Source organism: Lentzea sp. NPDC051838 (genome assembly GCF_040681245.1).
Classification (GTDB): Bacteria; Actinomycetota; Actinomycetes; order Mycobacteriales; family Pseudonocardiaceae; genus Lentzea.
In genome coordinates, this window is the sequence record NZ_JBFAYI010000004.1 from 231,126 (window position 1) to 255,596 (window position 24,471).

The 24,471-nt window shown below is 69.7% G+C and carries 27 protein-coding genes; 14 read left to right on the forward strand and 13 right to left on the reverse strand.

The window, feature by feature from the left end:
• Positions 1 to 5: 5 nt before the first annotated feature.
• The 5 genes from AB0M24_RS12345 (at position 6) to AB0M24_RS12365 (ending at position 4,606) form a co-directional block, all read left to right on the forward strand.
• Positions 6 to 650: a hypothetical protein gene (locus AB0M24_RS12345; protein WP_363764962.1), complete on the forward strand. Its 645-nt coding sequence runs from the start codon at positions 6 to 8 to the stop codon at positions 648 to 650.
• The gene (locus AB0M24_RS12350) at positions 650 to 2,104 is read left to right on the forward strand and encodes a proton-conducting transporter membrane subunit (RefSeq protein WP_363764965.1); all 1,455 of its coding nucleotides are present in this window, start codon (positions 650 to 652) and stop codon (positions 2,102 to 2,104) included. Before AB0M24_RS12345 ends, AB0M24_RS12350 begins: the two co-directional genes overlap by 1 nt.
• Positions 2,101 to 3,573 carry an NADH-quinone oxidoreductase subunit C gene (locus AB0M24_RS12355; protein ID WP_363764968.1) on the forward strand — a complete coding sequence of 491 codons (1,473 nt, stop codon included), beginning with the start codon at positions 2,101 to 2,103 and terminating at the stop codon, positions 3,571 to 3,573. The genes AB0M24_RS12350 and AB0M24_RS12355 overlap by 4 nt, the downstream gene beginning before the upstream one ends.
• A 65-nt stretch (positions 3,574 to 3,638) precedes the next feature.
• A complete protein-coding gene (locus tag AB0M24_RS12360) occupies positions 3,639 to 3,857 on the forward strand; it encodes a hypothetical protein (protein WP_363764971.1) in 219 nt (72 codons plus the stop codon).
• A complete protein-coding gene (locus AB0M24_RS12365; protein WP_363764974.1) occupies positions 3,854 to 4,606 on the forward strand; it encodes a hypothetical protein in 753 nt (250 codons plus the stop codon). Before AB0M24_RS12360 ends, AB0M24_RS12365 begins: the two co-directional genes overlap by 4 nt.
• Before the next feature lie 58 nt (positions 4,607 to 4,664).
• Here AB0M24_RS12365 and AB0M24_RS12370 read toward each other — a convergent pair whose 3' ends face one another.
• The gene (locus tag AB0M24_RS12370; protein WP_363764977.1) at positions 4,665 to 5,327 is read right to left on the reverse strand and encodes a CBS domain-containing protein; all 663 of its coding nucleotides are present in this window, start codon (positions 5,325 to 5,327) and stop codon (positions 4,665 to 4,667) included.
• Positions 5,328 to 5,484: 157 nt separating this feature from the next.
• On the opposite strand from AB0M24_RS12370, the gene AB0M24_RS12375 reads away from it, so the two are divergent.
• Positions 5,485 to 5,850 carry a metalloregulator ArsR/SmtB family transcription factor gene (locus tag AB0M24_RS12375; protein WP_363764980.1) on the forward strand — a complete coding sequence of 122 codons (366 nt, stop codon included), beginning with the start codon at positions 5,485 to 5,487 and terminating at the stop codon, positions 5,848 to 5,850.
• A 17-nt stretch (positions 5,851 to 5,867) separates the two neighbouring features.
• Here AB0M24_RS12375 and AB0M24_RS12380 read toward each other — a convergent pair whose 3' ends face one another.
• The 6 genes from AB0M24_RS12380 to AB0M24_RS12405 all read right to left on the reverse strand — a co-directional run bounded on the left by AB0M24_RS12380 (position 5,868) and on the right by AB0M24_RS12405 (position 12,155).
• Positions 5,868 to 6,407 carry a hypothetical protein gene (locus tag AB0M24_RS12380; RefSeq protein ID WP_363764983.1) on the reverse strand — a complete coding sequence of 180 codons (540 nt, stop codon included), beginning with the start codon at positions 6,405 to 6,407 and terminating at the stop codon, positions 5,868 to 5,870.
• A complete protein-coding gene (locus AB0M24_RS12385; RefSeq protein WP_363764986.1) occupies positions 6,404 to 7,738 on the reverse strand; it encodes an MFS transporter in 1,335 nt (444 codons plus the stop codon). The genes AB0M24_RS12380 and AB0M24_RS12385 overlap by 4 nt, the downstream gene beginning before the upstream one ends.
• Positions 7,739 to 7,757: 19 nt before the next feature.
• Positions 7,758 to 9,287: a long-chain fatty acid--CoA ligase gene (locus tag AB0M24_RS12390; protein ID WP_363764989.1), complete on the reverse strand. Its 1,530-nt coding sequence runs from the start codon at positions 9,285 to 9,287 to the stop codon at positions 7,758 to 7,760.
• Positions 9,288 to 9,358: 71 nt separating this feature from the next.
• A complete protein-coding gene (locus tag AB0M24_RS12395) occupies positions 9,359 to 9,856 on the reverse strand; it encodes a GNAT family N-acetyltransferase (protein WP_363764992.1) in 498 nt (165 codons plus the stop codon).
• Between the two features lie 30 nt (positions 9,857 to 9,886).
• Positions 9,887 to 10,738, reverse strand: a complete 852-nt coding sequence (locus tag AB0M24_RS12400; protein ID WP_363764995.1) for an aminoglycoside phosphotransferase family protein — start codon at positions 10,736 to 10,738, stop codon at positions 9,887 to 9,889.
• A 28-nt stretch (positions 10,739 to 10,766) separates the two neighbouring features.
• Entirely contained in the window at positions 10,767 to 12,155 is a 1,389-nt protein-coding gene (locus tag AB0M24_RS12405; RefSeq protein WP_363764998.1) for an FAD-binding oxidoreductase, read from the reverse strand.
• A 170-nt stretch (positions 12,156 to 12,325) separates the two neighbouring features.
• Here AB0M24_RS12405 and AB0M24_RS12410 point away from each other — a divergent pair, with 170 nt between their 5' ends.
• Both AB0M24_RS12410 and AB0M24_RS12415 read left to right on the forward strand, forming a co-directional pair.
• Positions 12,326 to 12,904 carry a TetR/AcrR family transcriptional regulator gene (locus AB0M24_RS12410; protein WP_363765001.1) on the forward strand — a complete coding sequence of 193 codons (579 nt, stop codon included), beginning with the start codon at positions 12,326 to 12,328 and terminating at the stop codon, positions 12,902 to 12,904.
• 11 nt (positions 12,905 to 12,915) lie between these two features.
• The gene (locus AB0M24_RS12415; RefSeq protein ID WP_363765004.1) at positions 12,916 to 15,180 is read left to right on the forward strand and encodes a molybdopterin-dependent oxidoreductase; all 2,265 of its coding nucleotides are present in this window, start codon (positions 12,916 to 12,918) and stop codon (positions 15,178 to 15,180) included.
• Here AB0M24_RS12415 and AB0M24_RS12420 read toward each other — a convergent pair.
• The 5 genes from AB0M24_RS12420 to AB0M24_RS12440 are packed head-to-tail and all read right to left on the reverse strand — an operon-like array spanning position 15,146 to position 20,070.
• Positions 15,146 to 16,585 carry a long-chain fatty acid--CoA ligase gene (locus tag AB0M24_RS12420; RefSeq protein WP_363765007.1) on the reverse strand — a complete coding sequence of 480 codons (1,440 nt, stop codon included), beginning with the start codon at positions 16,583 to 16,585 and terminating at the stop codon, positions 15,146 to 15,148. The genes AB0M24_RS12415 and AB0M24_RS12420 overlap by 35 nt on opposite strands.
• Positions 16,524 to 17,840, reverse strand: coding sequence for an MFS transporter (locus AB0M24_RS12425; protein WP_363765010.1), 1,317 nt, complete (start codon positions 17,838 to 17,840; stop codon positions 16,524 to 16,526). Before AB0M24_RS12425 ends, AB0M24_RS12420 begins: the two co-directional genes overlap by 62 nt.
• 9 nt (positions 17,841 to 17,849) lie before the next feature.
• Positions 17,850 to 18,308, reverse strand: coding sequence for a MaoC family dehydratase (locus AB0M24_RS12430; RefSeq protein ID WP_363765013.1), 459 nt, complete (start codon positions 18,306 to 18,308; stop codon positions 17,850 to 17,852).
• Entirely contained in the window at positions 18,305 to 19,180 is an 876-nt protein-coding gene (locus tag AB0M24_RS12435; RefSeq protein WP_363765016.1) for an amidohydrolase family protein, read from the reverse strand. The genes AB0M24_RS12430 and AB0M24_RS12435 overlap by 4 nt, the downstream gene beginning before the upstream one ends.
• Positions 19,181 to 19,191: 11 nt before the next feature.
• Positions 19,192 to 20,070 (reverse strand): SDR family oxidoreductase, encoded by an 879-nt coding sequence (locus AB0M24_RS12440; protein WP_363765019.1) that lies wholly within the window; start codon positions 20,068 to 20,070, stop codon positions 19,192 to 19,194.
• Positions 20,071 to 20,163: 93 nt separating this feature from the next.
• Here AB0M24_RS12440 and AB0M24_RS12445 point away from each other — a divergent pair, with 93 nt between their 5' ends.
• The 6 genes from AB0M24_RS12445 to AB0M24_RS12470 all read left to right on the forward strand — a co-directional run bounded on the left by AB0M24_RS12445 (position 20,164) and on the right by AB0M24_RS12470 (position 23,781).
• Positions 20,164 to 20,958 (forward strand): PaaX family transcriptional regulator C-terminal domain-containing protein, encoded by a 795-nt coding sequence (locus AB0M24_RS12445; protein WP_363765022.1) that lies wholly within the window; start codon positions 20,164 to 20,166, stop codon positions 20,956 to 20,958.
• A gap of 140 nt (positions 20,959 to 21,098) precedes the next feature.
• On the forward strand, positions 21,099 to 21,551 hold the full coding sequence (locus AB0M24_RS12450; RefSeq protein WP_363765025.1) for a YbaB/EbfC family nucleoid-associated protein: 453 nt from the start codon (positions 21,099 to 21,101) through the stop codon (positions 21,549 to 21,551).
• Between the two features lie 2 nt (positions 21,552 to 21,553).
• Positions 21,554 to 21,871, forward strand: coding sequence for a type VII secretion target (locus AB0M24_RS12455; RefSeq protein ID WP_363765029.1), 318 nt, complete (start codon positions 21,554 to 21,556; stop codon positions 21,869 to 21,871).
• Positions 21,868 to 22,566: a hypothetical protein gene (locus AB0M24_RS12460; RefSeq protein WP_363765032.1), complete on the forward strand. Its 699-nt coding sequence runs from the start codon at positions 21,868 to 21,870 to the stop codon at positions 22,564 to 22,566. Before AB0M24_RS12455 ends, AB0M24_RS12460 begins: the two co-directional genes overlap by 4 nt.
• A gap of 7 nt (positions 22,567 to 22,573) precedes the next feature.
• On the forward strand, positions 22,574 to 23,326 hold the full coding sequence (locus AB0M24_RS12465) for a nucleic acid/nucleotide deaminase domain-containing protein (protein WP_363765035.1): 753 nt from the start codon (positions 22,574 to 22,576) through the stop codon (positions 23,324 to 23,326).
• Positions 23,323 to 23,781: an SUKH-4 family immunity protein gene (locus AB0M24_RS12470; protein WP_363765038.1), complete on the forward strand. Its 459-nt coding sequence runs from the start codon at positions 23,323 to 23,325 to the stop codon at positions 23,779 to 23,781. The genes AB0M24_RS12465 and AB0M24_RS12470 overlap by 4 nt, the downstream gene beginning before the upstream one ends.
• On the opposite strand, the gene AB0M24_RS12475 is transcribed toward AB0M24_RS12470, so the two are convergent.
• Positions 23,756 to 24,427, reverse strand: a complete 672-nt coding sequence (locus tag AB0M24_RS12475; protein WP_363765041.1) for a TetR/AcrR family transcriptional regulator — start codon at positions 24,425 to 24,427, stop codon at positions 23,756 to 23,758. The genes AB0M24_RS12470 and AB0M24_RS12475 overlap by 26 nt on opposite strands.
• Positions 24,428 to 24,471 lie beyond the last annotated feature (44 nt).

Sequence of the window (24,471 nt, forward strand, 5' to 3'; positions counted from 1 at the left end):
GAACCGTGCATCTGTTGTACCTCGCCTGCGGTGCCCTCCTGCTGACCGCCGTGCTGGTGTTGTGGCGCCGCGAGCTCGCGGTGATCATCCGGGTGTTCGCGGTGCAGGGTGCCGCGCTCGCGGTTCTGGTCGGAGTGCTTGCGGCACAGGAGAACTCCGCCGAACTGTGGGCCGTGGCCGCCGGAGTGCTGGTACTACGCGCGGGCGTACTGCCGTACCTGTTGCGCAGGGCGCTGGCGGGCGCGGGGGAGACGCGGCGAGAGACCAGGCCTCTCGTGAACGTGTCCGCGTCCCTGCTGGCCGCTGCCGCGTTGACGTTGCTGGCGTACGCGGTGTCCCAGCCGCTGGTGGAGCTGGCACCGTCGGCGGCGACCCAGGCGATCCCGGTCGGCGTGACTGTGGTGCTGATCGGGTTCTTCGTGCTGGTCACGCGGCGGCGCGCGTTGTCGCAGCTGGTCGGGTTCCTGTTGATGGACAACGGGATCACCGCGGTCGGCTTTCTCACCACCACGGGCGTCGGGCTGGTGGTGGAGCTGGGGGTGTCGCTCGACGTGTTGCTCGCGGTGCTGGTGCTGCAGGTGCTGACCACTCGGATGCGGGAGACCTTCGGCGACACCGATCTCGACGAACTGCGGGAGTTGCGCGACTGATGATGCTGCTCGTTCCCGTAGGGGTGCCCGTGCTCGGCGCGGTCGTCCACCTCGCTTTCGGCTGGCGCCGCGCCACCACCTGGGTCAGTGCCGTGTCCGCGGGTGTCGTGCTGGCGGCCGGGATCGCGCTGGCGGTGCAGGTGAGCCGATCCGGGCCGGTGGTCGGGGTGGCCGGACTGTTGCGCGTGGACGCGTTGTCGGCGTTCATGGTGCTGGTGATCGGCGCGGTCGGGCTGATCGCGACCGCTGCGACACCGGCGTACTTCCGCGGCGAGATCGAGGCGGGCAGGGCGACAGCCCGCACCGCCGCTCGGCACAGCGTGCTGGTGCAGCTGTTTCTGGCCACCATGGCGCTGGCGGTGCTGGCCGCGAACCTCGGCGTGGTGTGGGTGGCGGTCGAGGCCACCACGATCGTCACCGCTTTCCTGGTAGGGCAGCGCCGCACCCGTGCTTCGGTGGAAGCGGCGTGGAAGTACGTGGTGATCTGCTCCGCCGGGATCGCCCTCGCGCTGCTGGGCGCCATCGTGCTCAACTTCGCCGCCGCCCACGCTCCCGGCTCGGCGGGTCTGGATCTCGTCACTCTCACCGCGCACGCGTCAGAACTCGATCCCGGTGTCACCCGGATCGCGATCGTGTTGCTGGTGCTGGGTTTCGGCACGAAGGCCGGTCTTGCGCCGCTGCACGCGTGGCTGCCGGACGCGCACTCCCAGGCTCCGGCTCCTGTGTCGGCGCTGATGTCCGGAGTGCTGCTGTCGGTGGCGTTCTACGCGATCCTGCGGGTGAAGGTGATCAGCGACGCCGCGCTCGGTACCGGGTTCGCCCGCGTCCTGCTCACGGTGATGGCGCTGGCCTCGCTCTCGCTGGCCGCGTCGTTGCTGATCGGGCAGCGCGACTACAAGCGGATGCTGGCCTATTCCAGCATCGAACACCTCGGCCTGGTCGCGTTCGCGGCCGCCATCGGCAGCCCTCTCGCGCTGAGCGCGGCACTGCTGCACGTCCTCGGCCACGGGTTGGCGAAGGCGGTGCTGTTCCTCGGCGCGGGCCGCGTCCTGCAGGTCACCGGCACCAGCCAGATCGACGGTGTCCGTGGCCTGGTCGCCCGCCACCCCGTGCTCGCCACGACGTTCGGGTTCGGTGTGCTCGCGCTGATCGGCCTGCCGCCGTTCAGCTTGTTCGCCAGCGAGCTCGGCATCGTCCGCGCCGGTTTCACCGCGGGGCTGGGCTGGCTCACCTCGTTCGCGTTGCTGCTGGTGCTCGTCATCGCCGCCGCCCTGATCACCCGTACCAGCCGGATGCTGCTCGGTCCACCGTCCACTTCGGACGCCACAGCGGTGTCGCCGATCCCGATCGCCCTGGCAGGTGGGCTGGTCGCGTGCGCCGTGCTCGGCGTCGCCGCAGGACCACTGCCTGCCCTGCTCGACCTGGCCATCCAGCCTCTGGCGGTGACGCGATGATCACGAGAGCTCTCACTCCGGCCGAACTGCCCGACAAGGCGGCCTCCCTGCTGGAGCGTGGTTTCCGGCTCGCGCTGGTCGCCGGTCACGACGACGGCGACCGGTTGCGCGCGGTGTACCTGTTCACCGCCGCCGCCCCGGACCGCAGGGTCGAACTGCACGTCCTGCTCGACCCAGCGGCGCCGGAGGTGCCGAGCCTGGCCGGGTTGTCGTTCGCCGCGGGACGGTTCGAACGCGAGATGCACGACCTGTTCGGCATCGTCCCCACCGGCCACCCGCTGCCACGGCGGCTGGTCCGTCACTTCCACTGGCCCCAGGGCTGGTACCCCATGCTCACGGACGCGGGCGACCCACCCGAGTTCGGCAGCGTCGACGGTCCGTACCCGTTCCGCACGGTCGAGGGCCCCGGCGTGTACGAGATCCCGGTCGGCCCGGTGCACGCCGGCATGATTGGTCCTGGTCACTTCCGGTTCTCCGTGGTCGGCGAGACCATCCTCAACCTCAAGGCCCGCCTCTGGTTCGTCCACAGAGGACTCGAGAAGCTCTTCCACGGGCGCACTCCCGACCAGGGGATCGAGCTGGCGGAACGGGTCAGCGGCGACACGAGCGTCGGTCACACCCTCGCCTACTGCCTCGCGATCGAGGACGCCCACCGATGGCCGGTACCCGAGGACGCGCAACGCATCCGCGCGATCCTGCTGGAGCTCGAACGCCTCTACAACCACATCACCGACATCGGCGCCCTGTGCAACGACGTCGCCTACGGCGTGCTCAACGCTCACTCCCAGCGCGTCCGTGAACGCTTGCTGCGCCTCAACGACACCGTCACCGGGCACCGGCTGCTGCGCGGCGCCATCCACCCCGGTGGCGCCATGATCACCGCACTGCCCGACCCGCGGGAGCTGGCCACCATCGATGCCGACGTCGCGGAGATCGTCGAGCTGGCCCTGTCGAACACCGTGGTGGCGGACAGGTTCACCGGCACCGCCCCACTCGGCCGCGACCAGGCCGCCGATCTCGGCGCGCTCGGTGTCGTCGCCCGTGCCAGCGGCCTGCGCGTCGACGCCCGGCACGACCACCCGTTCCTGGCCGCGGAGTTCCCCCGCACCGCGCACTCCCGCACCGACGGCGACGTGTTGTCCCGCTTCCTGGTGCGCGCGGAGGAGATGGCGACGTCGATCGCCATGATCACCAGCCTCACCGACATGCTCGGCGGCCGGACCTCCGCGACCGGGCAGGCTGACGTCGGAGGTGGTGGTTCCGGGGTCGGGATTGTCGAGGGCTGGCGCGGCACGATCGTGCATCGCGTGGAGCTCGACGGCAACGGGAAGCTGAGCAGGGTGAAGATCGTGGACCCCAGCTTCTTCAACTGGCCCGCGTTGCCGGTCGCGCTGGCCGACACGATCGTTCCCGACTTCCCGTTGGCCAACAAGAGCTTCAACCTGTCCTACGCCGGCAACGACCTGTGACCAGGCACCCAAACAGTTGCATAATTGTTTAAGTCCGCAGATTATGGAGTCTGCAGACGAGGGAGATGTCGAAGACGATGAGCGAGTTCGAAGCAGAGCTGCGACGCAGGGTCGCCGAGGCCGGGAAGACGCTGAACCAGGCCAAGGACGCGGGCCACGACTACGAGGTCCACCTGCACGGCGCCCGGATCCGCGACCTGCTCGACCTGGCCGCCCGGCACGGCATCGACACCACCACGTGGATCGACCCGGCCCTGCTGGAGAGCTCGGGACTCGGCCTGTGACCGCGGAACGCGCGACTGTCGCCGTGGTGGGCGGAATCGGCGCCACCACCACCGTGTTGCGCCGCTACGCCGAACTCGTCGAGGAACAGGCCGGGCTGCCGACCCGAGTGATCGCCTCGGACTACGGGCTGCACACCCTCCCCGCTCTCACCAGCGCGGTGCTGCTCGTGCGCGCCACGCCCGAACGTCAGCAGAAAGCACGCGACCTCGTCACGCGCATCCCGGTGCTCACCGACTTGGACACCACCGCCATCGCGCTGACCGCGGCGCTGCTCACCTCACTGGCCCGCGCGGGCCGCACACCGGAGACCAGCAGGGTCGTGATCGCGGGCGCCGGCACCATGCCCCTGCTCAACCCGGTCCTGCTGACCGCGGGCATCCGGGACATCACGACCTGGAACCCGGCCGACGCGCTCGCGTTCCCGTTGCGCCGCATCGCCGCCGACGCCGACGCGGTGATCAACCTCGTCGGCGGAGGCGGACGCTTCGCCTGGCCCCGGCACGCCGCGCCGGCCGTGATCGTGCCGGACCCCGCCCGCGATCCGATGCTGGCCCTGCCCGGCCTGCTGCACGCGCTCACCCGGCACCCGCACGCGCGGCTGACCCCGGACGTGCAGCACGCCTGCGCCGTCGCCCTGTCCGCCGCCACGCCACCTGGCGAACAACTGCCCCGGCGCGCCGACGACACCCTCACCCGTCAGGTCGCCGACTTCGCCACCGACGCACTGCACCGAGGAGCCGCACGATGACCGCGCCGGTACGGCGGCTGATACCGGCCAGTCGCTCACGCCGGGCCTTCGAGCCGGCTCACAGGCCGGTGATCATCAGGTCGTCGACGTCGAAGCCGAGGTTGTTGCGCACCGCGATAACGCCAGGAACCGCACGCGCGATCCACTCCGCTCGCTGAGTCGCACTGCGCAGGCACAACCCGCCGTCGAGCGTCACCGCCCCGTCGACCACCCGCACCGTCACCCGATGCTCGTTCGTCGAGACAGGACGCAGCTGCCGCTCCAGATCGGCCCTGATCGCGTTGTCCCCGCGCAGGAACAGCCGCAGCGCGTCAAGCCTGCCGAGCACGCCGACCAGAGTGCCCGCACCGTTCACCACGCAGAGCCCGCCCACTCGCACACCCGCGAGAAGACGAAGCGCGGCCCGCAGATCAGCGTTCTCCGCGACCGAGACCGACGGCGTCATCAGCTCCGCGGCGACGGTCGCGGACGACTTGTGCCACCGCGCCCGCGTGTGCGCACCGCCGAGCATCGGCGGATTCGCCGCACCGCCGTGGAACTCCAGCTTGGTCGCCAGGTCCTCCTCGGTCACCATCCCGACAGGCCTGCCGGCTGAGTCCACCACGGGGATCATGCTCACCTCGTGGACGATCATCGTCCCGACGAGCTCCTTGAACGTGGCGTCGGGCGCGGCGGTGACGACCCTGCGGCACATCACATCCGCCGTCTTCGGCTCTGTCATGTCCGCCCTCCCACAGCCCGCGCGAGGTGACCAGGGTTGCTAACTTGGTTAGATTAGCAACTGCTGAACCCCGTTGAAACGCATCCCGAGTCGCAACAACAGGGATCCACCAGGGAGGATCAGCACCATGACGACGGTCGACGGGAAAGGGGCACCGATGAGCAGGCCCCTCTACCAGGTCAAGGCGGAGTTCTTCAAAAACCTCGGCCACCCCGCACGCATCCGAGTGCTCGAACTGCTCAGCGAACGCGAACACTCCGTCGCCGAGATGCTCCCCGAGGTGGGCATCGAAGCCGCCAACCTCTCCCAGCAGCTCGCCGTGCTGCGCCGCGCCGGACTCGTCACCACCCGCAAGGAAGGCTCGAACGTCTTCTACTCGCTGACCAGCCCGCACGTCGCCGAACTGCTCGCCGTCGCCAGGCTCATCCTCACCGGCGTCATCACCGGCCAGATGGAACTCCTCGAAGACCTCCGCACCCCGGCCGTCGCCACACCGCGCACCCGGTCGCGCAAACAGGGCTGAACCGGACGCCACGACGGTCACACGACCAGCTTGCAGTCCTCGTTGGCCTTCATCACCTCTCCAAGTCCAGGAACGTCGTGAGCCCAGTGGGGCGGCTTGTAGGCGGCCAGGTCGACGCCGACCACGACGAGCGCAGACTGGGCGTAGCGGACTCCCTTGTGCGGCATCACCGCGCGGTACTCGGTGACCTGTCCCAGCAGCTTGCGGTAGGTGGCGAGCCGGTCCGCGACGATGGCGTCTGCGTCCTGGGCGGGAGGCGACAGCTGGGGGAGTTTCTCGAGCCCGGACACCGCGGTCTGCAGCTTGGCCTGCAGTGACTGCAGGGCGGCGTCGGCCTTCGGCAGGTCTGCCTCCGTCGCGATGTCGGACTCCTTGGGCAGCTTGTACACCTCCACGACCATGTCCTTGAGCGCGACGCAGTACCCCGCCACCCAGCTGACGACGGTCTGGTCCGGCCCGCTCGACGTCGACGTGGGCGGGGGCTGGGTGGGAGCGGTGCCGCAGGCGACAGATGCGCAGCACGCGGCGGCGACCGCGACCCTCCGAAGGACGTTCATTCCGCCATGGTGGGGACCACGCGAAGGGACCGGTCCCCGGGAACACCGCGCACGAGGGCGAGTGGCAGCAGGACGACGGCCGCGGCGAGCAGGAAACCGAGCCGGAACGTCGCATCGGACGGCGACGAGGTGAGCAGAGCCGCCGCTACCTGGACTCCCAGTGCCGCACCGATCGCGCGCGCGATGCCGCAGGTGGCTGAGGCGACGCCTGTGTTCGACTCCTGCACCGAGGCGATCACGCTGGTGTAGGTGGCGGTCGACGCGGTGCCCACGCCGAGGCCGAGCGTCACCAGCATGCCCACGACGATCTGCCACGGCGCGGAGTGCCACACCGCCAGGAACAACGTGCCGGTAGCGGTCAGGGCCAGGCCGGTCACCACGACCGTGCGGGCACCGGCCCGGCGCACGAGCAGGCCGGACAACGGGCCGACCACGATCGCCACGACCACGGTGGGGAGCAGGTACAGGCTGATGTCGCTGGGAGTCGCGCCGAACCGCGGTGTGGAAAGCAGTTGGGGGACGAGGAAGTACGTCGCCGAGTAACTGGCCCCCAGCGCGCCGGCCATGACGCTCGCGGTCCACACCCCGCGTGTCCTCAGGACGTGCAAGTCGACCATCGGGTGCGCGGACCGTCGTTCGACCAGCACCCACCCGGCGCCGAGCACGAGGGCCAGCGCGAGCAGGACCAGCGCGGCCGCATACAAAGCGAGCATCAGCACCGCGAGTGTCAACGCCAGCAGCGCACCGCCCATCCAGTCCGGCGGCCCGGTCCGGGTGCGGGTGCGGCTGGGCAGGACGAGCGGCGCGACCAACGCCACCGCCGCGACGATCAACGCGGGCAACAGGAACATCCACTGGCGGGAGAACGCGTCTGCCAGCGGACCCGAGGCGAGCACGCCCAGGCCGGTGCCGACGGTGAACAGGCCGGTGAGCCAGCCGACCGCCACCGGGGTCGAGTCCGTGAAGAGCTCGCGTGCCACCACGAACGAGACCGGCAGGATGCCGCCGCCGAGTCCCTGGAGGAGCTGGCCCAGCAGGATCACCGGGAACGTCGTCGCGAACGCGGACAGCACGGCTCCGGCGACGATGCACCACGTGAGCACCAGCAGGGTTCGGCGGCCACCGCGGTCGTCGGCGATCTTCGCGACGATCGGCATGGTGATCGCGGACGTGATGATCAGGGTGGTGGACAGCAGGCCTGCCTGGGCGGGGTCGAGGCCGAGTTCTCGTTGCAGGAGCGGCAAAGCGGGGAACGGGATGCTCTCCAGAGCGCCGATGGTGACGGCCAGCCCTGCCAGCACGATCATGGCGGAACGGGTGGTTCTGAGCATGGGGGCTCCTTCGACTGAATCAGTTGACCTGGCGGGTCTGCCCTTCCCAGTGCGCCGCGCGGAGATCGCGCTTGAGGACCTTGCCGGTGCCCGACACCGGCAACGACTCGACGAAATCGGTGCTGCGCGGCGCTTTGTAGCCCGCGATGAGCGTTTTCACATGCGCCCGGAGCTCGTCGTGGCCCAGCGAAACCCCGTCTTGCAGGACGACCACGGCGTGGACGCGCTCGCCCCACTCGTCGTCCGGCACGCCGATCACCGCACAGGACGCCACGGCGGGATGGAGCGCGATCGCGTTCTCCACCTCGGACGAGTACACGTTCTCGCCGCCGGACACGATCATGTCCTTGAGCCGGTCGACGATGAACAGGTAGCCGCTCTCGTCCAGGTAGCCCGCGTCGCCGGTGTGCATCCACCTGTCGTGCAGCACGGCGGCCGTCTCGGCGGGCTTGTCCCAGTACCCGAGCATCACGTGGCCGCCGCGCACCTGGATCTCTCCCACCGTGCCGGGCGGCACGTCGCCGGCGATGCGGAGCTCGGTGTGCGCCGCGGCCCGTCCCGCCGAGCGCAACAGGGCCGGGTCGCGGTGGTCGGACGGGCTCAGCACGGTCACGACCGGCGCGAGCTCGGTCATGCCGTACGCCTGCACGAAGTCCGCGTTGGGGAACGCCCGCATCGCGCGTTCGAGCACGGTCCGCGGAATCGGTGAAGCTCCATAAAGGACGTTGCGCAGACTCGACAGGTCGTACACCGCACCCGAATCGGCCAGCTGCTGGATCATGACCGGTACGAGCAGGCAGTCCGTGATCCGTTCCCGTTCGATCGTCGCGAGCACCGTCACCGGGTCGAACCCCGGCAGGAACACGTGGCTGCCACCCAGTGCGAGCACCGCACCCCACGTCGCGAGGTCGGCGAGGTGGAACATCGGCGCGGTGTGCAGCAGCCGCGCGCCGGGCCGGAACGCCTGTCCACTTGCGACCAGGCCGAGCGACGACGTGGCCAGGTTCGCGTGGGAGAGCATGACTCCCTTGGGGTAACCCGTCGTGCCACCGGTGTAGAACAACCCGGCCAACGCGTCGCCACCCCGTCGCGCGTCCGGAACAGCAGGCGACCCGGCGATCAACTCCTCGTACCCGATCGCGTCGTCCGGCACCGGCCCGTCCCCGGCGTGCACGACGGTCCTCAGTTCGGGATACAACTCCAGCAGCACCGGCAGCATCGGCACGAACGCGTCGTCCACCAGCAGCACCGTCGTCACCGAGTCGCGCAACGAGTAGACGATCTCGGACGGGCTCCACCGGGTGTTGACGGGGTTGAGCACCGCGTCCGCCCACGGCACCGCGAGCAGGTACTCGTGGTAGCGGTCGGAGTTCAACGCCAGCATCGCGACCCGGTCGCCCGCGCTCACCCCCAGCGAGCGCAGGCCACCGGCCAGCCGTGCCACCCGGTCCCGGACCTCCGCGCACGTCCGCCGGCGCCCGGAGCACGCGGTCATCTCCGCGTCCGGCGTCTGCTGCGCGGCCCGGTGCAGGCCCTGCGTCAGGTACATGGCCGGTAAAGCTACAACGTGTAGCGGAAGTCCGGAAGGGGCTTACGCAACAATCTGTAGTGAAAGTGTTCCTACAGGTCGAGCCACATGATGCGCAGGCCGACAGGGCCCTGGACGGGGTGACGGAACGCCCCGGGAGCGATGCCGAGGGTGACGAAGCCGAGGCTCTCGTAGAGGTGGACGGCAGCCGCGTTCGTGTCGACGACGGCGTTGAACTGGACGGCCGCGAACCCGCTCCCGCGAGCCCAGTCGACGAGGTCGGTGGTCAGGGCTCGTCCCACGCCCATGCCCCGAGCGTCTTCGGCGACCATCAGCGTGCCGGACGCGACGTGGTTGCCGGGGCCGCCCCGGTTGGCGTACATGTTCGCGGTGCCGAGCACCCGGTCGCCGTCGGTGGCCACGACCACTCGCGCCGGCTCGGCCAGCAGCCACATCCGCCTGGCGCTGTCCTCGCTCAGGTCAGGGTCGTAGGGGATGGTCTGCTGTTCGGTGACGATGTTCTGGATGATCGGCCAGATCTGGGGCCAGTCGTCCTCGACCGCCTCGCGGATCTCTACACGTGACTGCACGCCGGTCATCTTGCAGACCGGTTCAGTCGGTCACCAGCCAATTAGAGCGTGATTGATCTGACGGGTGGTCTGCGCCGCGACGCGGGGATCGACTGCGGCGTAGTAGGTGTAGGCGTTCAGTCCGGTGGCGAGGGCCCAGCCGCGACCGCGAGTCCACATGCGATCGTCCACGTCGAGCGCGGCGCGGAAGGTGGCCCGCGTCTCGGCCGACAGGAGGGTGAAGGCGATGATCAGGTCGAGAGCCGGGTCGCCGACGCCGAGCTCGCCGAAGTCGAGGACAGCACTGAGACGGCCATCGGTCGTGAGCAGGTTGCCGGTGTGGAAGTCGCCGTGGCGCCAGACCGGTGGACCGTCGGGCATGGCGAGAGCCGCGTCCCACAGCTCGATCATCGCCGCGCTGTCGAACACGTCGCCGACCTGCGCGATGGCCTTTCGCGTCGCCGCGTCCCGGGTGGACAGCGGCAGGCCGGCGAGATCCGCGGTCGGCTCGGCGTCGAACCCGTGCAACGCGGTCAGGAACTCCGCCAGTGCACGGGCGGCCTCGTGCGAACCGGACAGCGCGTCGACGGTCGCCACCTCGCCGTCCAACCAGCGCGACACCGCCCACGGCCACGGATAGCCGAAGCCGGGTTCTCCCACCGCGACCAGTTCGGGCACGGCGAGAGGCAGGTGCGGAGCCAGCCGGGCCAGCCACACAGCTTCCTTCCGGGCCTGGCCGATCGCACCGGCGTGGCGAGGCAGCCGCACCGACAGCTCCTCGCCCAGCCGGTAGATCACGTGGTCGGAGCCCGCCGGGGCGTGCGGATGCAACGGCAAGCCCGCCCACTGCGGGAACTGCGCGTCGACGAGCCGCCTCGCCAGAGCCGCGTCGACGTCGACCATGCGGGCAGCTTGCCACGGCCCGCGGTGATCACGCCTCCGGTTTGATGTTCATGTTGCGGTGGAAGACGTTGGCGGGGTCGTACGCCGCCTTGATCCGGGCCAGCCGCTGGTACTTGGCCTGCCCGTACGCGGCACGCACGCGGTCCTCCTCGTATTCGGCCATGAAGTTCACGTAGACGCCGGCGTCGCCCGCATGCGGGAGCAACGCCTCGTAGAACCCGCGAGACCATGCCCGGTCCAGCTCCAGCAGGTCGGGAGTCGGAGCCACCGCGGCGAAGTTGGCGACGTACATCGGGGTGCGACGCGCGCTGAACGCCGTGTCGTCCTCGCCGGGTTCGCAGTACGCGCCGTCCAGGCGGAACATCGGCATGATCGACATCGGCGAGTTCTTCAGCGGAATCATCTCGGTGATCACCGAGATGACGTCGTCGGTGAGCTCGTCGAGGTTCAACGCCTTCTCGTAGGCGTTGATGCCCCAAGGCGCGCTGTCGTCCAACATGGACTGCAACCCCACGTACGGCATGGGCGTCACGAACTCGAACAGCGGTCCCGCGTCCCGCAGCGGCGCGACCAGCCGGGCGTGCTCCTCCGGGCTGCCGAAGCCCGCGATGATGAACGCGTAGCCGGGCTTGAAGTGGTGCTTCGGCGCCACGAACGGCGCGGGCGGCGCGTTGAGGCCGGCGATCATCGCGCCCGCCGAGCGGGGCAGCGTCGGCGCGATCTCCCGCACCAGCCGCAGCATGTCGCCGCCGTGGTCGAGGTCCCAGAAGAACATCCCGAGGTTCACCATCGGCCCGACCTCGTGCAGCCGGTACTCGAACGACGTCACGACGCCGAAGTTGCCGCCACCGCCGCGAATCGCCCAGAACAGGTCAGGGTTCTCCTCGGCCGAGGCGCGCACCAGGCGTCCGTCGGCGAGTATCACGTCCGCGCCGGTGAGGTTGTCGATCGTGAGCCCGTGCCCGTTGGTCAGCCAGCCGAAGCCGCCGCCGAGCGTCAGGCCCGCGATGCCGGTGTGGCTGATCGTCCCGCCGGGCACCGCGAGTCCGTGCTGCTGCGTGGCGCCGTCGAGGTCGGCCAGCGAAGCGCCAGGTCCGCACACGGCCGTCCGCGCTACCGGGTCGACGACGACCGAGTTCATCCTGCTGAGGTCGATCATCAAGCCGTCGTCGACGCAGGACGCGCCGCTGAAGCTGTGCCCGCCGCCCCTGATCGCGAGCTCGAGGCCGCTGTCGACCCCGAGCCGGACGGCCGCCGCGACGTCTCCCACCGACTCGCAGCGAGCGATGAGGCGCGGCCGGCGGTCGATCAGGCCGTTCCACAACGCTCTCGCGTCGTCGTAGTCGTCGTCACCCGGTGCGCTGACGGTTCCCGTGAACCCCGCGCGCAACGTGGCGATGTCGGTGTCAATGGTCATCTTGAGCCTCCCGGTGAGTGAGGAGAGGAACGGGCCGTCCGCACGGCCCTCACCAGGGATGTAGTGCGCGGGGACTCATGTGTTAGCCCATTCGGCTGTTTTGGACCGCTCACAGGAACATCGGGCATTGGTCTGGCCGCCGACTATGGTTTCTGCCATAGTCCTGAGTGATGAGCGACCGGAGCAGGCGGACGACGAAGCAGCGGATGCTGGACAGCGCCGTGCTGCTGCTGCGCGAACGGGGCGCGGCGGGCGTCACGGTCGACGCGGTGCTGGCCCACAGCGGGGCGCCGCGCGGCTCCGTCTACCACCACTTCCCGGGCGGCCGGAACGAGATGGTCATGGGCGCGGTGCGCCAGGCCGGGGACTACATCGCGGCCATGGTGAGCGAGTCGGCGGCCGACGGTGACGTCCAGCTGATGGTCGAACGCCTCGTCGCCTTCTGGAAGCGGGCACTGACCAAGACCGACTACCGCGCGGGCTGCCCGGTCGCCGCGATGGCCATGGACAGCCGCGACATCGTCCCCGACGCGGGCGAGGTCGTGCGCGAGATCTTCACCCAGTGGCAGACGAGTCTCACCGAGGCCTTGTCCGCCAACGGTTTCGAGCTACAACGCGCGCAGCGGCTGGCGACGGTGATCGTCTCCGTGATCGAGGGAGCGATCATCCTCTGCCGCGCGCACCGCGACCTGGGCCCGCTCGACGACGTGCTCGTCGAGATCGCGCCCCTTCTCCGGCAACGAGACTAGGAGCCTGGCCGATGTGGCAACCCAGCGCGTGCATCCTCTGCGAGTGCAACTGCGGGATCGAGATCCTCGTCGGTGAGGACGGACGGTCGTTCGAGAAGATCCGCGGCGACAAGCAGCACCCCGCGTCGGCCGGCTACACCTGCAACAAGGCGCTGCGCCTCGACCTGCACCAGAACGGCAACACCGGCCGCCTCACGCACCCGCTGCGACGGCGCCAGGACGGCACGTTCGAGGAGATCGACTGGGACACCGCGATCACCGAGATCGCGGCGCGCCTGGGCGAGGTCCGCGACACCTTCGGCGGCGAGACGATCTTCTACTACGGTGGCGGCGGCCAGGGCAACCACCTCGGCGGTTCGTACTCGCCCGCCACGCTTGCCGCGTTCGGCGCCCGCTACCGCTCGTCCGCGCTCGCCCAGGAGAAGACCGGCGAGTTCTGGGTCAACGCCCGCATGCTCGGCCACATCACCCGCGGCGACTTCGAGCACTGCGAGGTCGCGCTGTTCGTCGGCAAGAACCCGTACCAGTCCCACGGTTTCCCGCGCGCACGTTCGGTGCTCAAGGACATCGGCAAGGACCCGGCCAGGTCGATGATCGTGATCGACCCCGTGCGGACCGAAACCGCCGAGCTGGCCGACTTCCACCTCCAGGTCCGGCCCGGCACCGACCTCTACCTGCTGACCGCGCTCGCCGCCGTGCTCGTGCAGGAGAACCTGATCGCCGCGGACTGGCTCGCCGAGCACGCGGACGGCCTCGACGCCGTCACCGCCGTCCTGCGTGACGTACCGGTCGCCGACTACTGCGCCGCCGCCGACGTCGAGGAGACGCTGGTGCGCGCGGTCGCCGCCCGGATCGCCGCCGCGGACTCGGTCGCCGTGTTCGAGGACCTCGGCGTCCAGATGAACCGCGACTCCACGCTCGTGAGCTACGTCGAGAAGCTGGTCTGGCTGCTCACCGGCAACTTCGGCAAGCGAGGCGCCCAGTACGTGCCTTCCAGCCTGGTGCCGATCGGCCGCGACCGCGGGTACGCGGGCGTCGAGGGCCCGCGCAGCCCGGTCGCCGGCGCGCGGATCATCAGCGGCCTCGTGCCGTGCAACGTGATCGCCGAGGAGATCCTCACCGACCACCCGGCCCGCTACCGCGCGATGCTGGTCGAGAGCGCGAACCCCGCGCACTCGCTGGCCGACTCGGCCCGGATGCGGGAAGCGTTGGAGGCGCTGGAGCTCGTGGTCGTCATCGACGTCGCGATGACCGAGACCGCGCGCCTGGCCGACTACGTGCTGCCCGCGCCGACCCAGTTCGAGAAGTTCGAGGCCACGTTCTTCAACTTCGACTTCCCGCGCAACCTCTTCCACCTGCGCCACCCCGTCGTCGCCGCACCGGAAGGCGTCCTGCCCGAACCGGAGATCCACGCCCGGCTCGTCGAGGCGTCCGGCGCCCTCACCGAGGACGACTACGCCCCACTGCGCGAGGCCGCGGCTCGAGGACGCGCCGAGTTCGCGCAGGCCTTCCTCGGTGTGCTCGCGGATCCGGCGAAGCGACGGCTCGCGTCCGTCCTGCTGTACCGCACGCTCGGCCCGACGCTGCCGCACGACGCCTCAGCAGCCGCCGTGCTGTGGATGGCCGCCCACGAATGCGCCCGCAAGAACCCCGCCGGTGTCGAGAAAGCGGGCTACGGGACCGGCCTCGCAGCGGGGGAGCGGCTCTTCGAGGCGATCGTCGACGGCAAGCACGGCGTGCACATCACGGACGACGAGTACGACGAGTCCTGGAACCGCCTGCCCGGCCGGATCAACCTCGCGGTACCGGACCTGCTCGCCGCCGTGGCCACGTTGGGCGACAGGCCGATCGAATCGCAGGACCCGGACTGGCCGTTCGTCCTGTCCGCAGGAGAACGACGAGCCTTCACCGCCAACACGATCATGCGCGACCCCAGCTGGCGCCGCCGTGACGTGGACGGCCGCCTGCGCATGAGCCTCGCCGACGCCGAACGGCTGGGCGTCACGACAGGCGACCAGGTCAGGCTCACCACCCGGCGGGGCAGCGCGGAGGTGTCCGTTGACGTCACGGACACCATGCGCTCCGGCCACATCTCACTGCCCAACGGCCTCGGGCTCACGGTGGAGGAACGCACGGGCGTCGCTCCCAACGAGCTCACCGCCGCCGAGGACCGCGACGAGTGGGCCGGCACGCCGTGGCACAAGCACGTGCCGGCCAGGGTCGAACCGCTCGGATCGAGCGTCACGGCAGAGGAAGCCGTCGCAGCGCGGGCTTGAGCACCTTCCCCGAACCCGTGCGCGGCAGCTCGGCGACGACCTCGACGTGCACCGGGATCTTGTACTTCGCGAGGCGGGGCACCAGGAACTCCCGCAGCGCGACCGGGTCGACGACGGCGCCGGTGTGAGGTCGGACGAAGGCGCGGCCGACCTCACCCCAGCGGGCGTCCGGCACGCCGACGACCGCGGCCTCGGCGATGTCCGGGTGGTCGGTGAGCGCGTTCTCGACCTCGGCCGGGTACACGTTCTCGCCGCCGGAGATGAACATGTCCTTGACCCTGTCGACGACGTAGAGGTACCCGTCGTCGATGCGCCCGATGTCGCCGGTGCGGAACCACCCGTCCTCGGTGAACGCGGCCGCGGTCGCCACCGGGTCGTTCCAGTAGCCGGGGGTGACGTTCGGGCCCTGCACCTCGATCTCGCCGATCTCGGACAGGCGGATGTCGCCGAAGAACACGGGGGTGCCGGCGGAGCCCGCCCTGCGCAGGCTGTCGCCCGGTTCGAGGAACGTCGCGCCGGGTGCGGTCTCGGTGAGGCCGTAGCCCTGGCAGAACACCAGCCCGCGGTCCTGGTAGGCGCGGATCACGGAATCCGGCACCGCCGCCCCGCCGCACATCAGCATGCGCAACGAGGACAGGTCGGCGGTGAGCCACTGCGGTGACGCGGCCAGGTCGGCGTACATCGTGGACACGCCGAACATCCACGTCACGCGGTGTTCTTCAATCGCCGCAGCACAGTCCTCGGGGCTCCAGTGCGAGCTGATCACGCTGTGCCCGCCTTTGACGAACGAGGGCAGCAGCGTCTGGGTGAGCGCGGCGACGTGGAAGAGCGGAGCGACGACGTACACGACGTCCTCTGCGCCGATGTCCGTGCCGATCATCAGGTTGAACGTGTTCCACAACAGGTTGGCGTGGCTGAGGATGGCGCCCTTGGGACGGCCGGTGGTGCCGGAGGTGTAGAGGACGAGGGCGGGTTCGTCGATCGAGACGGGCTCGTCGAGCGGCTCCTGCGAGCCGCCCGCGAGCCAGGTTTCGTAGTCGTCGAGCGAGATCGCTCGCGGGTGTTCGGCGTGGTGCGACGGCGCGTGGATCAGCACGCGCGCGCCGCAGTCGGCCAGCTGGTAGTTGATCTCGGCGGGGGAGAGCCGGAAGTTCAGCGGTACGAAGACGGCGCCGAGCTGGTGGGTGGCGAACAGGGTCTCGGCGAACGACGGGTGGTTGGGGCCGAGGTAGGCGACCCGGTCGCCGTGCCGGACGCCGAGCTCTTCCAGCCGCCGCGCCAGTTTCGTCGTGCGTGCGGCCAGTTCTCCGTACGTGACGGTGGTGTCCTCGAAGGTGAACGCCCTACGCTTCGGCGCCATGCGCGCGCGGCGGTGTGGCCAGCTGCCCAGTCCCGCGTTCCGCATTCAGGTCTCCTGTCAGGCTGGTGTGGCTGGTCTCGCGCAACGCGGCCGTGCAGACGATGGTGAGCACGCAGAACCCGGCGAGGATGAACGGGATGGCGCCCGTGCCGGCACTGCGCTGCACCTGGGCGAAGAGCAGCGGGGCGAGCCCGGCGCCGAGGCCTGCGAGCTGGTAGCCGAGCGAGGCACCGGTGTAGCGGCTGCCGGTGGTGAACAGCTCGCTGTAGAGCGCGGCGAGCGGGCCGTACATCATCGGGTGCAGCACGGCCTGGCCGAGCACCAGCGCAAGGACGACGTAACCGTTGTCCACCAAGGGGAACAGTGCGAACCCGAACGCGGCCATGAGCACGGCGCCGCCGAGGACGACGGGCCGGCGGCCGAACCGGTCCGACGCCGCCGACCAGCCGATGATGCCGATCACCGCGAGGGCGGACGAGAGCGTGAGGGCGTTGAGGATGGTCTGCCTGCTGCTACCGGCCTGGACGCCGTACGCGAGAATGAACGTCGTGAGCGTCGACTGGGCGACGAACGCGGAGAGGCCGACGCCGATGCCCAGCAGCAGAGTGCGCGGGTGGTTGCGCAGGACGTCCAGCAGCGGCGCGGACGTGCGCTTCTTCTCCGCCTCGAACACCGGCGTCTCCTGGACCTTCATGCGCACGAACATGCCGATGGCCAGCAGCACCAGGCTGAGCAGGAACGGCACCCGCCAGCCCCAGTCGAGGAACGCCCGCTCGCCGACCAGCGCGGCGGTACCGGTGAGCGCTGCCGTCGACAGCACCATGCCGCACGGCGCGCCCGCGTTGGTGAAACTGGCCCACAGGCCGCGACGTGACGTGGCGTGCTCCGCGGACATCAGCACCGCGCCGCCCCACTCGCCGCCGACGGAGATGCCCTGCACGACGCGCAGCAGGATCAGCCCGGCCGGAGCGAGCCAGCCTACCTGGGCGTAGGTGGGCAGCAGGCCGATCAGGAAGCTCGCCACACCCATCAGGCTCATGGTGAGCACGAGCATCTTCTTGCGCCCCAGCAGGTCTCCGTAGTGTCCGAAGAGGACACCGCCGAGCGGGCGGGCGAGGTAGCCGGTGGCGAACGTGCCGAAGCTCGCGATCGTGCCGACCAGCGGGTCGAGCGAGGAGAAGAAGACCTTGTTGAACACCACCGCCGAAGCGGTGGCGTAGAGCAGGAAGTCGTAGTACTCGATCACGCTGCCGAGGAAGCTCGACGCGACGGCACGGCGTAACTGCGTTGTTGTCGCCATGACTTCACCTCATGTGTAGTGGCGGTAGACGCCGCGCGCGACGCACGCGGGCTTGGCGGAACCCTCGATCTCGACCGTGAAGTCGATGGTGATCTGCACGCCGTCGCCCGCGACCTCGGCCACGTCGGCGACCTGGCCCTGAAGGCGGATCTTGGCGCCGACCGGCACGGGTGCGGGGAAGCGCACCTTCTCCAGGCCGTAGTTGATGCTCATCCGCACGCCCGAGACCTCCAGCAGCTGGCTCATCAACGGGATGAGCAGCGCCAAGGTCAGGTAGCCGTGCGCGATCGTGCCGCCGAACGGACCGTCGGCCGCTCGCTCGGGGTCGGTGTGGATCCACTGGTGGTCGTCGGTGGCGTCGGCGAACCTGTCGACGCGGCTCTGGTCGACCTGCAGCCAGTCGGTGTAGCCCAAGTCCTTTCCGTTCAGGGCCTTGAGCTCTTCGAGTCCTTTGACTGCGGTGGTCACGAGTCCTCCTTGACGAGTCCGAGCAGACGGGCGGCGTTGTGCTTGAGGATCTTGGGCCGGACCTCGTCGGCGATGTCGAGCTTCGCGAAGTCGGCGAGCCAGCGGTCCGGGGTGATCACCGGGTGGTCCGAGCCGAACAGCACCTTGTCCTGCAACAGGGTGTTCGCGTACCGCACGAGCTGCGGCGGGAAGTACTTGGGCGACCAGCCGGACAGGTCGATGTAGACGAACGGCTTGTGCGTCGCGACGGCGAGAGCCTCGTCCTGCCAGGGGAACGAGGGGTGCGCGAGGATGATCTTGAGGTGTGGGAAGTCGACCGCGACGTCGTCGACCAGCATCGGGTTGGAGTGCTTGAGCCGGATTCCGCCGCCTCCGGGCACTCCGGCACCGATCCCGGTCTGTCCACTGTGGAACAACGCGGGGACGCCGAGCTCCTCGATCACCTCGTAGAGCGGGTACGCCATCCGGTCGTCCGGGGAGAAGTCCTGGAGGCTGGGGTGGAACTTGAACCCGCGCACGCCGTGTTCCTCGACGAGCCTGCGTGCTTCTCGTACTCCGGCACGGCCTTTCCACGGGTCGACGCTCGCGAACGGGATCAGCACGTCGGCGTGCTCGGCGCAGGCGGCGGCGATCTCCTCGTTGGCGATCCGGGGGTGGCCGGTGGCGTGCTCCGCGTCGACCGTGAATATCACCGCGGCCATCTTGCGTTCGCGGTAGATCTCGGCTGTTTCAGCGATCGTGGGCTGGCGGTGCTTGGCCTTGAAGTACTTCGCGGACGCCTCGATCAGCGCGGGGCTGAGCGAGCTGTGGCCGTCGGCGGAGATCTCCGCGTGCGTGTGGACGTCGATGGCAACCAGATCGTCCACATTCATTTTGGGAATGTTCACGGTGCCACCGGAGCCGGGATGCCGTAGGACTCGGGTTCGAACTCGTTCCACCGTTGGGTGATCGCGGCCGCCGTCCAGCCGCCGTCCGCGAAAAGGACCTGTTTCTCCGCCGGGTGCGCCCACAGCGCGAGTCGGTCGCCGCCGATGCCGATCGCCTGTCCCGTAACACCTTTCGCCGCGTCCGACGCGAGGTAGACGATCAGCTCGGCGACGTCCTCGACCGTCCCGAGTCCCTCGTCGCGCCGCACCCACGCGGGCAGCGGCGTGCCGGTCCGTTCGGATTCTTCGATCAGCGGTGCGAACGCCGGAATCGTCCTGGTCATCTCGGTGGCGGCGACGGGCACGACCGCGTTGACGTCGATGCCTGAACGAGCCAGTTCGAGCGCCCACGTCCGTGCCATCGCGGCGATCCCGGCCTTGGCGGCGGCGTAGTTGGTCTGCCCGAAGTTGCCGCGCTGCCCGGCGGGCGACGAGATCAGCACGATCCGGCCGCCCTCGCCCTGCTCCCGCATCCGCACAGCGGCCGCGCGGGCACACGTGAACGTGCCGCGCAGGTGCACGTTGAGCACGGCGTCGAAGTCGTCGTCGCTCATCTTCCACAGCACGCGGTCGCGCAGGATGCCCGCGTTCGTGACCAGCACGTCCAGCCGCCCGAACTCGGCCACGGCGGTGTCGACCAGCCGTTGCGCGGTCTCGCTCGACCCGACCGGCGCCACGACGGCGGCCCCGCCGATGCTCTTGGCGACCTCTTCCGCGGCCTCGTCCACGTCGTTGACGACGACGCTGGCCCCGTTGCGCGCCAAGGCTTCCGCGTACGCCCGACCCAGCCCGCGGCCGGCGCCGGTGACGATCGCGACCTTTCCCGACAGGTCCATCTCGACGAGTCCTCTCCGTTGGGGTGCGCGACCCAAAGTACGGCACATTCGTGACGCTCGTCTAGATGCTGCCCAACATGTATCGTGACACCTGTGACGCCGCAGTCCTTGATGCTGAACTTCCTGGGCCTTTACGTGCTCGACCGCGACATCGCGGTCTACTCGGGCAGCGTGATCGACGTGTTCGCACGCGTGAACGTCTCCGAGGAGGCCGTGCGTTCGACGCTGACCCGGATGACCTCACGCGGCCTGCTGACCAAGCACCGCAACGGCCGCAAGGTCTACTTCGGACTGACCGCGCGGGCGACCGGCGTGCTCAAGGACGGCGAGCAGCGGATCTGGCATACCGGCGCGGTCAACCGGACGTGGGACGGCACCTGGACCCTGGTCGGCTTCTCGCTGCCGGAAGGCCGCCGCGGCGACCGCCACGACCTGCGGTCCCAGCTGCAGTGGGCGGGCTTCGGTCCCGTGCAGAACGGCTTGTGGATCGCTTCAGGCACCAGGGACGTCGTCGAGATGATCGACGGTCTCGGCCTGACCGAGAACGTCACCGTCTTCACCGCCCAGCACGCGAAGCCGACCGATGCCGCGGATCTCGCCGCCCGCGCGTTCGACACGGCCGTCATCGCGGCCCGTTATCAGGACTTCGTGGGTCGGTGGGGCGGCGGCGTACCACAGGAGTCGTTGCCGGACGACCTGGCTCGTCAGCTGGTCCTGCACTCGGACTGGCTCGAGCTCGTTCGGCAGGACCCGCACCTGCCGGCCGAGCTGCTCGCGGACGACTGGCCCGCCATCGAGGCCGAGCAGCTGTTCCAGAGCCTCGCCCTGCGGTACCGCGAGACGGCGATGCCGCTGGCCGCCGCCGCCATCGAGTCGATCGAGCTCTGACCGCGAACAGTCCACTGTGGACTATTGGCAGATTCCGCGTGCGTTCGAATTTCTGAATAGCCAACAATTTCCGCGATCATCCGGGTACGGTCCCTGATCAAGAGTTGCGCCACCGCGAATGCTCTTGCAGGGGAGGCGGCATGGACGAGCGCATTCTCGACCCGGACGGTGCGCGCGAGCACCTGGCCGCGTGGAAGGGCCGCATCGACAAGCTGGCCGCCGACACGCAGGCGATGAGCGAGCGTTTGCAGGCCGTGCGGGTCACGGCGAACGACGCGACCGGCCTGGCCGAGGTCACGGTCGACTCCACCGGCGCGCTGGTCGACCTGAAGCTGACGGACCGGATCCAGCGCGTCGCGCCGTCCGTCGTCGCCCAGACGATCCTGGCCACGCTGGGCGACGCGAGGACGAAGCTCGCCGACCGGTCCCAGGAGATCATCGCCGACACGGTGGGCGCGGAGTCCGCCGCAGGTCGGGCGATCGCGGAAAGCGTCGGACGGCACCTGCGTGGCGGCCCCGCCGCGGCAGGTCCCGCATCGCACGTCGACGACGACGAGGACTACGGCAACACCTCCTACTTACGAGAGAGGTGACCATGGACGACGGGTACATCGTCGACCTCGAGCAGATCCGGGCCCACGCGCGCACCGTGGAGAAGATCAGGGCGCGGTTCGACGCGGTGAAGGCCGCCAGCGCGCACATCGCCCAGGACGACCAGGCGTACGGGCTGCTGTGCGGGTGGATCTCCGCGGTGATGGAGGGCCGGCACACCCGGCAGGACGAGCTGATCGCGGACGTCGAGGAGAACCTCGTCCTGGTGGCCGAGGAACTGGGTCTCACCGCCGACGAGTACGGCGACGTGGACGAGACCAACGCCCGTTCGATCACCGCGGCAGGAGGGCAGGGGCAATGACCGACCAGTCGCTGATCGCCCCGGTCGTGTCGTCCCGCGAGGTGTGGACCGGATCCGGTCTCGCGGACAGCATCGAGGGCCTGGTCGACGCGATCAAGACCGAGGGCTGGGTCGACGACGCGCTCGCCGGCGCGGCCCTGGGCGTCGAGGTCGCCGCGTCGGTGATGGATCCGATCAGCGCGTTGCTGGCCAACGGGCTCGGCTGGGCCATGGAGTACTTCGAGCCGCTGCGGCAGGTCCTCGACGAGCTGACCGGCAAGCCGGACGTGGTCGCCTCGCACGCGGCCACGTGGAACAGGATGGCCACCGAGCTGGCCGCGATGTCGAACGAGCTGAAAGCAGCGGTGGACAACGAACTGCCCGACTGGCACGGCGTCGCGGCGGACGCCTACCGGGAGCTCATGACGCACAACGTGAGCGCCCTGGGTGGTCTCGCGGCGGTGTCGGCGGCGATGGGATCGGCCACCGAGGGCGCGGGCGGCCTGGTCGAGATGACCCGCGAGATCGTCCGCGACCTGATCGCGGACCTCGTGGCCAGGGTGATCGTCTGGGCGGTGGAGGCGATCTTCGTGGTGACGATTCCGGTGATCGCGTCGCAGATCGTCGCGGCCGTGGTGAAGTGGGCCGGCCGGATCCTCGTCTACACCACCGGGCTGATCACCAGCCTGACCAACCTCCAGAAGCTCCTCGGGTAGGCCGGCCGTGCGCAGACTGCTGGCACTGCTGCTGCTCCTCGCGCGACTGGTCCTGCACAAGCGGGGCGGCGGCGACGGTCCCGGCAAGCCACCCGACGGCGACAGCTCGAAAGGCAAACCGGGCGACGGCTCCGGACGTCCGACGCCGGCCAAGGACGTGGCCGACGGCCAGGAGAAGATCGCCGCCGACGTGCCGAAGGGCAGGCCGGGCGGGAAGCGGCGCCGTCCACCCCGGCAACGCGACCCCGACGTGCCGAAACCCTCGCGCAAACCTCGACGCAACCCCGACGGCCCGATGCCCTCGCACTACGAGCAGGTCGGCTACGGCGACACCCCGGAGAGTCAGCTTGCGCAGGCGGCCAGGCTCCGCGATGGTAACCGCGACAACCTCTACGGCGGGGCCACCTTCAGGGACAGCCAGGGGAACACCTATGAGGTCGACGGCAGGGCGGACTCCACGAAGCACGCCGAGGGCGACATCCTGAAGAAGATGCGCCAGGAGATCGCCGACCGTCAGGGCATCAGCCCGGACCAGGTCGACCTCCGCACGGAACTGCGCGACGTCAGGCTCTACGTCGAGTTCTCCCCGTGCCCCACCGGCAACCGGTGTCAGGACATGCTGGACGAGTACCTGCCGCCCGGCTCCCAGATCCAGTACTCCTGGCCCTGGCAGCCCCGATCGGCGCAGGACTCCTCCCGCCAGAGCCTGTCGGAAGCCGTCGACGACCTCTTCACGAGAAAGCGCCCAGGACCGCGATGACCCTCTACACCGCCCAGCAGGTCGCCGTGATCGACAACGCGGCGGCCCGAGCGGCACTGACCAGCACGGGCCTGCCCGACACGGACGCCGTGTCGTTCCGCGCCGCCGGCACGATCACGGTGTGGGCGGACGATCCCGACTACGTCGTCATCGGCATGTGGAACCTCGACGAGATCCCGGTCGTGGTGCACCGCGCGGACGGCACCGTGTTCACCGCGCCACCGTGGTCGGACGAGATCGACCCGCTCAACGCCTCGGTGCGCGCGTTCGCGGAGAGCCTCGCCGCGGTCGACGGCGCGAAACCGTTGTCCAGGGTGCGGTACGGCACCAACGTCAGCGCGGGTGACCAGGTGTACGCACTGCTGCGCGCCATCGACGCTGCCACGCTCGCGGACCCCTACTCGTTCTGGCAGGCCGTGGTCGACGACATCAAGAACGGCCTCTACGTCCAGTGAGGCCGTCGAGCACCCGGTCCAGCCCCCACAGGTACTGATCGGTCGAGATGTAGGCGGCCATCACGCTCGCCGTCGCCGCCGTGCGCGGAAACGCCTCCGCCGGCACCGCGTCGAAACCCTTGCGCCGCTCCGCGACCCGTTCTGCCTCGGGTGGCGCGGGCTGGGTGGGATCGAGCTCGGCGGCCTCCAGCGCGATCGACCCCAGCAGGTACACGATCAACGTGTAGGACGCGCGTGCGGCGTCCTCTTCGGACAGTCCGGCCTCGGTCAGCAGGTCGAGCAGCCGTTCGCCGAACGCGAGCGCGCGAGGTCCGTCCATCGGGGCGCCGAGGAGCAGCCGCGTGGCCCCGGGGTGGTCGAGCAGTCGCGTGCGCAGGCCGAGTGCCACCTCGTGGACGCGTCGCCGCCACGGGACGCCCCGATCGGTGAACACGTCGAGGCTCTGCTCGCCGATCAGGCGGTCGACCACGGCCCGCAGCACCGCGGCCTTGTCCGGGAAGTAGGTGTAGAGCGCGTTCGGGGCGACCCCGACCTCGCTCGCGATGCTGCGCATGGACATCGCGTCGCCGCCGCGTTCGCCCAGCAGCTTCAGCGCGGCGCCGACGATCGCGTCCTCGGACAGCGACCGCTTGGGACCAGGTTTCACTTCAACCCCTTGACTCGATCTCTGTACAGCGTACAGACTTTGGG